A 6,872-nucleotide genomic window follows, 5' to 3' on the forward strand; every position below is an offset into this window, starting at 1 on the left:
TACGTAGTGCACGCATGACTTCAATACCTTTAATTGTGGCATAAGCAGTCTTCATAGATTTGAATCCTAATGTGGCCCTGATGATTCGCTTTAACTTACCATGATCACATTCAATGACATTATTTTTATACTTAATCTGCCTGTGCTCAATATCTACTGGACATTTTCCTTCTCGCTTTAATCGTGATAAAGCATGGCCATAGGTCGCTGCTTTATCTGTATTGATGACCCGTGGAATTTGCCATTTTTTCACCGTATTGAAGATCTTTCCTAGAAAACTATAGGCTGATTTACTGTTCCGTCTAGCGGAAAGGTAAAAGTCAATCGTATGACCCCATTGATCAACTGCACGATACAGGTAAGTCCATCGCCCCTTCACTTTGATATAAGTCTCATCCATATGCCATGAATGTAAATCTGTAGGATTACGCCAATACCAGCGTAACCGTTTTTCCATTTCTGGAGCATAACGCTGAACCCAACGATAAATTGTACTGTGATCCACATTTATGCCTCGTTCAGCGAGCATTTCTTGAAGTTCACGATAGCTGATGCCATATTTACAATACCAACGAACAGCCCAAAGAATGATTTCACCTTGAAAGTGCCGACCGTGGAAGGGATTCATCTGCTGTATCTCGAAATAAATAAGATATTTAGCTTATCATGTCAGCCTATTTGCAACAGTGCCGTTTTTCGTGGGATTATGGCGTGAATAATAGTAAGTTTTTGACCCCAAGAAAAAAGTGTAGCAACTTACTACACTTTTTAGATATTCAGAATTTAGGTATTTTCACTTGTATTTTAGACAAGATGTAGCAAGTCCGAACTGCGACATTTTCCCAATGAGCGCCCGCTAATCTCACTAAAAAGATGTACCAGAAATATTCTAGTTATTTGCGAAAAATGTCAGACATGCAAAAAAAATCATTCACCCGGAATATTTTCAATGCGCTGTAGCAATTTGCTACACTTTTTAAATAATTTCTTTACCAAAAATCTCATTCAAACGCTCGCGATTTTCCTGAACAAAAGTCGGATCATTTTTGAGCTTATATTTCATCTCTTTCTTGAAATCATTCATGGATGCACCGGCCACAGCAAAATCCATTTGAAACATAATATCGTTCACAATAACATTCGCCTGAGAATCGGTTAAACAGCCTTCGGTCTTAAACCACTTGCTGAACTGCGTATAATTCGGATCATTGGCATAGATATACCAGGAACGTACGGTCATATCAAACTTTGCCCCCAGCTCTTTCACGATGGCATTATCATCAAAATCTACATCCAGATAGATTTGAGTTTTTTCGTTAAATTGTGGAAGAGCTGCTTCAGTATGTCCACTCACAATTTTAAACCGCACACCCACAATAGGACGGCCTTTCTTAATGGTGTCATATTCTAGTTGCAGACTAGTTTTAGTATTAATTTCTTCAACAATTTTATCCAGAATATAACGCCTAAAATCTACCCAGCGGTCATATTTTTTTTCACCGATGTCAATCAACGCTTTTAAATTCTCTAAGGTGAGCTCAACTTCATAGGTGTCGAGATTCGCGTACTTAAATTCATTTTTAACAATATAAGAATATAGACTCATACTTGTGACAGAGTCTAAAGCAAATAAATCTTTCAACTGGTAAGTGGTAAAATTTCCACTGGCCAGACGGGTGAAGTAAGGCAGCACTTCACTGGTAAAGCGAATCTGCAAGGCATTTTTGGCATCATCTTCCCAGCGCAGTTCCCGGATAATCGGTACCACAGAATGGACTTTTTTTACTTTACGCTTGACGTCATCTACAGGCTCTTCAATTACAAAATGAGCAACCCGAGATGAAAGTTCCCTATAAATCCGGTCAATAGCCACATTAATGGAATTCTTCTTATTGAGTCCTAACAATTCCCCCAAATCTTCTTTATGCAGATAGATATAGGTTTGCTCGGTAATTTCACGATCTTGGTTATTTTTTTCACCATAGTTTGCAACCGCCATTGCATAAAGCAGTGCCTTATATTCATTAGAAGACAATTCAATAGGGCGAATTAAGCGGTTACTGGTACTCACCACTCCATTCTGTCGAATATTGCCGATACAATAAGGTAAATATTCTATTTCTTGTTTTTCGTTAAAATCGCTCATAAGTGAAAAATTAAAAGTTATTCCCCCTATTTATACATAAAAGTGGAATAACATTCAACATCTTCACCTTACAGATTCATTTTAAGTGCTTATCCCTTTAAAAGGATGTGCTAAAGATCAAGATTGGAAAGCATGTCATCATTTTTTTAGATTTAGCCTAATCCTCAACCTAAAAGTGGAATCTTTTAAAAAATTTCCACTTATTAATGACAAGCTTTCCACTTTTATCAACTGAGAAGAGCTTAAATCATTTTCTTTGCATTTTTTTGTGGCCAAAAATACCGTTATAAGTGAAAAAATCATTTGGTTTAGCACTTTTCAGTGACAAAGCTTTCACCTTTAGAGAGAATCAAGTACTAAATCGGACTTTTTTTTTGCAATTTTTAAGGGGAAAACACAACTTATCCACAAGTAGAAAAATAAGCGTGACAAGTCTTCCACCTTTAAAGCCAGATCATGATACTTATCAACAGATTAAAGTTTTGAATTTAAATAATTTTATAACTTAATTTCATGTTTTTTTTTAAACCAGTGACAAGTCTTCCACCATAGTGACAAGTCTTCCACCTTTCAGTGATAAGTCTTCCACCTTTCAGTGACAAGTCTTCCACCTTTCAGTGACAAGTCTTCCATCGTTCAGTGACAAACCTTCCACTTTTCGGTGACAAACCTTCCACCTTTAAAGATATAAGCTGTTGTTTTAAAAAGGAAAAAATTGTCCTAATTATAATTACTTAATTATATTAATTAATACTAATTATAATTAGCTAGCTATATTTTATATAAAACTTTAATTTGTTTTCTTTGTTAGCAGATATTGATTCGTACTTTAATATCATTCAAATAAAGTGTAGCAACTTGCTACAAGTTCTACTATATTAGGATCATTCGAATGGGGTCTGATATGACAAATAAATCGACTAAAATTATTGCTGTAGCAAACCATAAGGGTGGTTGCGGGAAGACCACCACGGTTGTTCATCTGGCTGCAGAGCTAGCAGACTTGGGGCATAAAGTATTGGTGATTGATTTAGATCCACAAGCCAATGCAAGTTTACATATCGGATTAAGACATCCGAGTGAGGTTGAAACCACTTCTGCTGAATTACTGTTAGGTGATTTGAGCCTATTGTCTGATGCCTTACAAGAAGAAACCAATTTTAAAAATGTTTCTTTAATTTATGGTTCACTTACTTTAGGTAAAACAGAAGACCAACTTAAAGATGATGCCCCAAGACCCTCTGAAGAGCTCTCTAACAAGTTGGAATTATTAAAAGGATTATATGATTTCATCCTGATTGACTGTCCTCCAAGCCTAAAACTTCTGACCAGTAATGCCTTGGCTGCATCTACCCATGTTATGGTGCCGATTGAATCCGGTTCACAATATGGCTTATATGGTGTCACGGACTTAATTAACCATTTAAGTAAAATAAGACGGGTCAATCCCGAATTGAAACTGTTAGGTGCTTTGCTGATTAAACATGATGAACGTCAAAACGTCTGTAAACTGATACGAGATGAAGCTTTAAGCCAGGTCGGCGAATTGTTAAAAACGACCATTCCAATGAGTACGAAAGTCAATCAAGCAGCAATTTTACAACAGCCATTATTGGGCGTAGATAAAAATTCTAAAGTTCGTAAAGCGTTCCAAGATTTAGCGAAAGAAATCATCAATCGTGTTGAATAAAAGCACTCTGAGAATCCTATGGTAAGTACAAAAGAATTGTTGGCACAACGTCTTCAGCAAAATACTCAAAAGCATCAACAAGCTCAGCAAGAGCATGTCAACGATGTGAAAGAATTACGTCGTAATGTCCAAATTACAGACATTCAACCTAGTCCCAATCAGCCACGAAAAATATTCAATCAGCAAGATATTGAAGATTTAGCGGCCTCAATTGAGGAGATTGGATTATTGCAGCCGATTGCAGTTCGGCGAGTACAGGACAAATATGAGTTAATTGCAGGTGAACGACGCTTGAAAGCGCATCAAGTTCTCAATAAAAACACTATTGAAGTGATTGTCATCGATGCATCAGATGAAGAAGTTGCACTGTTAACCTTGGCTGAGAATTTAAAACGGGAAGACTTAACAGATTATGAAATTTATGTCGGTCTGAGTTCTCTGGATGAGAAATTAAAAAAGAACAAGCAAAAGCTGGCAAAATCATTAGGCATGAATCGAGAGGATATGTATAAATATCTATCTTTCGAAAAAATACCGAAAGAACTGATTGCCGATTTAGAACAACAACCGACATTGTTGGCACGCACTGCCGCCACAGCTGTGAAAAAGTTTCTTTCAGATTACGAAGAGAATTACAGTAATGCTAAAAAAGCACTGCTAGAAGCTTGGGCGAAATTACTGAAAAAAGAAGTTGAGCAAACAAAACTGGCCTTATTGGCAGAAAAAATTTTAAAGTCGAAAGAAAACAAAGAGCCAATTAAAACGTCAATCGTGCATAAAATTGAATATGATGGAAAAGTCGCAGGGAATATCAAGTTTGATCACAACATTTTAAAAGTGTCATTAAAAATGAGTGAATTTGATGAGCAAAATTTACAAGAGCTGGAAAATTTGCTGAAAAAAATGCTGAAAAAATAAAATGAAGGCACTGTAGCAACTTGCTACAGTGCTTTGTTCAATTGAAATTTCGCCGATTTTTATACTTTTTGAATTTATATGTTATAAATATTGCTTGTTTTTTACTCGAGAATAAAAAATGTTAATTCAATTAAAAAAAGATTTTTTCCTTAACGCTGATCATATTGTTTCGGCAGAAATTATCCCACTTGAATCGAATTCTTTTTCAGTCATGATGGCTTTGTTGTACAAAGCTATTCTTGAGGGCTTCTTTAGCAATATAATTTCCAGATGAAGAAGCCTGCACCTAAAACTTACCGTACAACCAATTGGTCCTCGTATAACCAAGCTTTAATCAAGCGAGGAAATATTTCAATCTGGTTTGATCCTAAGACCCAATGGTATGCACAACCACAAGGCAAGCACGGACGAAATCAAACTTATTCCGATACAGCGATTCAATGCTGTTTAATGATCAAATCTCTATTCCGTCTTTCTTTACGTATGGTCACTGGCTTTGCTCAAAGCCTGATTAAACTCTGTGGCTGAGCAGCCCCGAATATCAGTGATATTCGTACTCCACCCTCTGTAGACGACAAAAGCATATTGATATTGCGATAAGCTATCAGAAAAGTCGTGATGGGTTACACCTACTCGTCGACTCTACGGGTTTAAAATTTTTAGGTGAAGGTGAATGGAAGCGTAAGAAACATCAGCCTGAATACCGTCGGCAATGGCGTAAACTGCATATTGGTATAGATGCTGAAACACTGCAAATACGTGCCGTTCAGCTTACGACAAATAATGTCAGTGATTCACAAGTACTAGGTGATTTACTGGATCAAATCCCACCAAATGAGCGAATAGATTCTGTCTATACCGATGGGGCGTACGACACGAAGTGCTGCAGACAAGTGATTTCAGATCGTCAAGCACATGCAGTAATTCCACCCAGGAAGAATGCCAAGCCCTGGAAAGATTCTAAAATCAGTTCAATAGAACGAAATGAGTTACTTCAAACGGTTAAGCATTTAGGCAGAACCCTATGGGAAAAATGGTCGGGCTATCACCGTCGCAGTTTGGTGGAAACCAAGATGCATTGCATCAAATTATTAGGAGATAAGCTGACGGCAAGACATTTTCAAAGTCAGGTCAATGAAGTTCATGCGCGTGTGGCAGTTCTGAATAGATTTACGGAATTAGGTAGACCTCACACCCAAGTTGTCACTTAAATTTGAATGGATTGGGGAAAACTCAGCTTTTGAATGTTTATGCAACAAAGCCTGAAATACTTAAAAGTGGGCGATGAAGTGAATATTGAACGCTCTGCAAAAGTAGGTGCTGAAAATGGTGGTCATAACTTATATGGTCATATTGAAGGGACTGCCAAAGTTAATAACTTGAGTAAAAATGGCGATACGCTACATCTCGACATTGAGATCCCAAATGGCACTGTTGCAAATAGGCTGACATGATAAGCTAAATATCTTATTTATTTCGAGATACAGCAGATGAATCCCTTCCACGGTCGGCACTTTCAAGGTGAAATCATTCTTTGGGCTGTTCGTTGGTATTGTAAATATGGCATCAGCTATCGTGAACTTCAAGAAATGCTCGCTGAACGAGGCATAAATGTGGATCACAGTACAATTTATCGTTGGGTTCAGCGTTATGCTCCAGAAATGGAAAAACGGTTACGCTGGTATTGGCGTAATCCTACAGATTTACATTCATGGCATATGGATGAGACTTATATCAAAGTGAAGGGGCGATGGACTTACCTGTATCGTGCAGTTGATCAATGGGGTCATACGATTGACTTTTACCTTTCCGCTAGACGGAACAGTAAATCAGCCTATAGTTTTCTAGGAAAGATCTTCAATACGGTGAAAAAATGGCAAATTCCACGGGTCATCAATACAGATAAAGCAGCGACCTATGGCCATGCTTTATCACGATTAAAGCGAGAAGGAAAATGTCCAGTAGATATTGAGCACAGGCAGATTAAGTATAAAAATAATGTCATTGAATGTGATCATGGTAAGTTAAAGCGAATCATCAGGGCCACATTAGGATTCAAATCTATGAAGACTGCTTATGCCACAATTAAAGGTATTGAAGTCATGCGTGCACTACGTA

Annotated in this window: 5 protein-coding genes and 2 pseudogenes; 5 read left to right on the forward strand and 2 right to left on the reverse strand. The window is 37.4% G+C overall.

Going from position 1 to position 6,872, the window contains the following annotated elements:
- Both AC5YDH_RS14630 and AC5YDH_RS14635 read right to left on the reverse strand, forming a co-directional pair.
- Window positions 1-628: IS6-like element IS1008 family transposase (locus AC5YDH_RS14630; protein ID WP_496120276.1), on the reverse strand; the 628-nt coding region annotated here is incomplete at its 3' end.
- 348 nt (window positions 629-976) lie between these two features.
- On the reverse strand, window positions 977-2,146 hold the full coding sequence (locus tag AC5YDH_RS14635; RefSeq protein WP_154773783.1) for a replication initiation protein: 1,170 nt from the start codon (window positions 2,144-2,146) through the stop codon (window positions 977-979).
- Between the two features lie 904 nt (window positions 2,147-3,050).
- Here AC5YDH_RS14635 and AC5YDH_RS14640 point away from each other — a divergent pair.
- The 5 genes and pseudogenes from AC5YDH_RS14640 to AC5YDH_RS14660 form a co-directional block, all read left to right on the forward strand.
- A complete protein-coding gene (locus AC5YDH_RS14640) occupies window positions 3,051-3,836 on the forward strand; it encodes a ParA family protein (RefSeq protein ID WP_154773784.1) in 786 nt (261 codons plus the stop codon).
- A gap of 18 nt (window positions 3,837-3,854) precedes the next feature.
- Window positions 3,855-4,754 (forward strand): ParB/RepB/Spo0J family partition protein, encoded by a 900-nt coding sequence (locus AC5YDH_RS14645; RefSeq protein ID WP_154773782.1) that lies wholly within the window; start codon window positions 3,855-3,857, stop codon window positions 4,752-4,754.
- Between the two features lie 270 nt (window positions 4,755-5,024).
- Window positions 5,025-5,965 (forward strand): annotated as a pseudogene (locus AC5YDH_RS14650) (IS5 family transposase).
- 48 nt (window positions 5,966-6,013) lie between these two features.
- Window positions 6,014-6,190 (forward strand): annotated as a pseudogene (locus AC5YDH_RS14655) (riboflavin synthase); the annotation flags it as partial.
- Between the two features lie 54 nt (window positions 6,191-6,244).
- A partial coding sequence (locus AC5YDH_RS14660; RefSeq protein ID WP_496120276.1) for an IS6-like element IS1008 family transposase occupies window positions 6,245-6,872 on the forward strand: 628 nt, incomplete at its 3' end.

Source organism: Acinetobacter sp. FY683, assembly GCF_059515885.1.

Bases quoted from the DNA above. Each gene is read 5' to 3' on its own strand.
- AC5YDH_RS14635 (WP_154773783.1), bottom strand. From the start codon at position 2,146: ATGAGCGATTTTAACGAAAAACAAGAAATAGAATATTTACCTTATTGT.
- AC5YDH_RS14640 (WP_154773784.1), top strand. From the start codon at position 3,051: ATGACAAATAAATCGACTAAAATTATTGCTGTAGCAAACCATAAGGGT.
- AC5YDH_RS14645 (WP_154773782.1), top strand. From the start codon at position 3,855: ATGGTAAGTACAAAAGAATTGTTGGCACAACGTCTTCAGCAAAATACT.